This is a genomic window from Kitasatospora sp. NPDC007106, from assembly GCF_040634455.1.
Classification (GTDB): Bacteria; Actinomycetota; Actinomycetes; order Streptomycetales; family Streptomycetaceae; genus Kitasatospora; species Kitasatospora arboriphila.
In genome coordinates this window covers 1-2,895 of record NZ_JBEYFP010000728.1, presented here as the reverse complement: position 1 = coordinate 2,895, position 2,895 = coordinate 1, and the positions used below count along the sequence as shown (strand labels likewise).

2 protein-coding genes are annotated in these 2,895 nt (G+C 74.9%); both read right to left on the bottom strand.

Annotation, left to right across the window (positions count from 1 at the left end; genetic code table 11):
- Positions 1–476: 476 nt before the first annotated feature.
- Positions 477–1,031, bottom strand: a complete 555-nt coding sequence (locus tag ABZ641_RS31460; RefSeq protein WP_359987325.1) for an XRE family transcriptional regulator — start codon at positions 1,029–1,031, stop codon at positions 477–479.
- Between the two features lie 6 nt (positions 1,032–1,037).
- Positions 1,038–2,895 (bottom strand): transcriptional regulator (locus tag ABZ641_RS31455; RefSeq protein WP_359987323.1); only part of this gene is annotated, 1,858 nt, incomplete at its 5' end.

Genomic DNA, 2,895 nt, shown 5'->3' with positions numbered 1-2,895 from the left:
GCGGCCCGCGGGGCCGGAGCCGGTGGCAGGGCCGGAGCGGGCGGCGGGGCGGGAAGGTGTTCCGGCTGGGCGCTCATGCGAGTCTCCTCCACTTCGTCCCCGGTCACGGTACGGCAATCGGCACCCGGCGGTGACCTGCATCGCACCGAATTTCCCTGCCCGTCCGCCGGCTTCGGGGCGGGGGTGTCGGCGGGGGCGGCCGCGGGCCCCGGGGGCGTGCCGGGCGCAGTGCCCGGTGCCCGCGATGCCCGCGGTGCTGGCGGGTTAGCGGGTTAGCGGGTTAGCGGGCCGGCGGGTTCGCTGCTTTCCCTGTCGCCGGCCTCGCGGCGGTCCCCGTCCGCGCCGGGCGGCGGACCTGCCCGCCGGACGGACGGCGCCGCCGGGAGCAGGCCGGGGCGGTCGGTGGGCGGGGAGGGGCCGGCGTGATCGGTGAGGCCGGCGCGGTCGGTGGGCGGGGAGGGTTTCGCCGTGGCGGGTCAGTACTGGACGTCGATCGCCTGGATCCGGGTGAATTCGACTTCGAGTCCGGCGGCCCGTCCGCCGTCCTTGAAATAGATTTCCTGGAATCCCTCGGCCATGATCTCGCGCATGGTTCGGTCGCCGGCGCCCTGCTCCTGGGCGGTGAAGAGGCGGTCGGCGTATGCCGGGGGGAGGTGGACGGTCAGGTGGCGCAGCCGGGGCTCGTCGGTGGTGCCGACGGGGGCGGTGTAGCCGAAGTGCGCCCACACCTCCACGGTGATGCCCGTGCTGGTCGCCGCCTTCTTGCGGGCCTGGCGGCGGATGCCGGGCTGCCACGCCCGCCGGACCTCGCGGGCCAGGGCCTGGCGCAGTGCGCTGCGGGGGGTCTTGCGCTGTCCGGCGAGGTAGCGTTCGACGGTGCGGCGGCTCACGCCGAGTCGGGCGGCGACGGCCGCGGTGTCGCCCTTGGCGGCCTTGGTCAGCAGTCGCATCTGGGCCTGTGCGCCCTTGGGCGGGGTTTTGGTGAAGTGGCCGGGTGCGGCCCGGTCCAGGGCGTCGGTGATCTCCTCCACGGCTGGCTACTTCCCTTCGACGGCGCCGGAGTCGTAGCCCTTGATGTGGCGGGCCGGGTTCAGGGGCTGGTCGCGTTCGAGCCAGTCGACGGCGGTGAGCATCGTCTGGACGCCCTCGAGCTTCGCCAGGCCGGGGGTGGCGCCGAGCCGGAACGTACCCGGGAGCACGCCCTTGCCGGAGCCGGTGAGCGGCAGGAAGTCCAGCGGGCCGGGGCCGGGTGAGGCGTAGACGACGCAGTCGTTGTTGACGCCGAGCGGGTAGCGGCCGTTCGCCCGGGCGACGTTCGCCATCTTGCGGTGCATGTTCACCCTCGCCTTGGCGATGACCGCGGCCCGGATGTCCGGGCGCCAGGTCTCCCGTTCCAGCGCCGGCCACGGTTCGCCCTTGGTGTAGGCCAGGCCCTGGGGGCGTTCGCGGAGCTTGCCGATCCCGAACTTCACCGTCGACTTCACCGCGGACAGGACGATCGCGACCTGGTGGTGGCGCCAGGCGGCCGCGCGCAGTTGGTCGTCGCCCGCGCCGGCCAGGTGGCCGAGGCCTTCGGCCGTGAGTGCGGTGCGCAGCGCGTCGAGGTCGTCGCCGGCGTCCTTGAGGAGGCGGTGGGCGGCCATCGCGGCGAGGAAGGCGCGTTCGTCGGTGTCCTTGTCGGTGGGGATGCCGGCCTCGGCCATGGTGGTGACGTAGGCCTCGCGCAGGCGGTCGTGCCAGGGGTCGAGGTAGGCGCCGGTCCTCTCCCGCAGGTACGCCTCGATCGGCTGGACGTCGTGGCCGAGTTCGACGGCGTAGGCGACGGTGGGGGTGGCGTACCAGGCCGGGCCTTGGGGGTGCCTGCCGGTGGGGGTGAACGGGGAGGGCAGGCGGGGGTCGGTCGGGATGTGGGACAGGTCGACGAGCCAGGAGCCGGGCGCCTTCTTGTCGAAGGCGGGCCGGTGGAGGTGGACCGGGCCGGACAGGCCGACGTTCAGGCGTGCGGCGGCGGCGAGGTAGGCGGTGTTGATGTCGATGCCGACCGCGTACGGTTCGATCATTTCCGCCTCGGAGAGGGTCTCGACGGGGCGCAGCCACTGGTAGGACTCCTCGTCGAGGAACCCGCCGGTCCAGTCCTGGGCGGCCGGGTGCTCCGGCGGGACCTCCGGCGGCGCCGCCTGGACGGCCTCGGTCAGCGCGCCCGGCATCGGCCCGGGCACCCATCCGCCGCTCGCCTCGTCGCGGACCGCCCGGGTCGGCGGGCGCAGCGCGGTCATCAGTTCCAGGCCGCAGGTGGCACTCGAGCCACGGGGGGTGATGACCCGTTGGGCGTAGACGCCCAGGACGCGGGCCAGGTCCGGGGCGGGCAGGCTCGCGGCGTCGCCCCAGGCACGGGGGTCCAGGGCGCGCCAGGGCAGGACGGCGAGTTGCAGGCACTGACGGCGGCCGTCCTTGACCGGCTTGTAGATGCGGGCCCAGGGGCCGAAGCCGCGGCGGGTGAGCTGCCACTTCGAGCGGGTGAGTGCCTTGACCGCCTTGTGGTCGTCCGGGAGTCGCTGGCTGCGGCGGGTGGCGGGGTCGTCGTCGAGGGTGGGCGGCAGGCCGAGCCTTTCGGCGGCGGCCGCGGTGAGGACGAGCAGCGGGTCGGAGTCCTTCCCGTTGCGGTGCAGCCGGGCCGCGCCCAGGCCGGAGGCGGTCAGCGCCCACGCGGCGAGCTGCGCCAGCGTGGTGGCCGGGCAGTCCAGGACGAGGCCGCCGACGCCGTACGCGGTGCCGTCGCCGTCGAGCACGGCCAGCGGCCCGTTGGGGAACTGCCCGTCGAAGTACGGCGCGGGACGCGCCGCACGGCGCGGCTGCGGCTGCGGCTGCGGCTGCGGCTGCGGCTGCGGCTGCGGC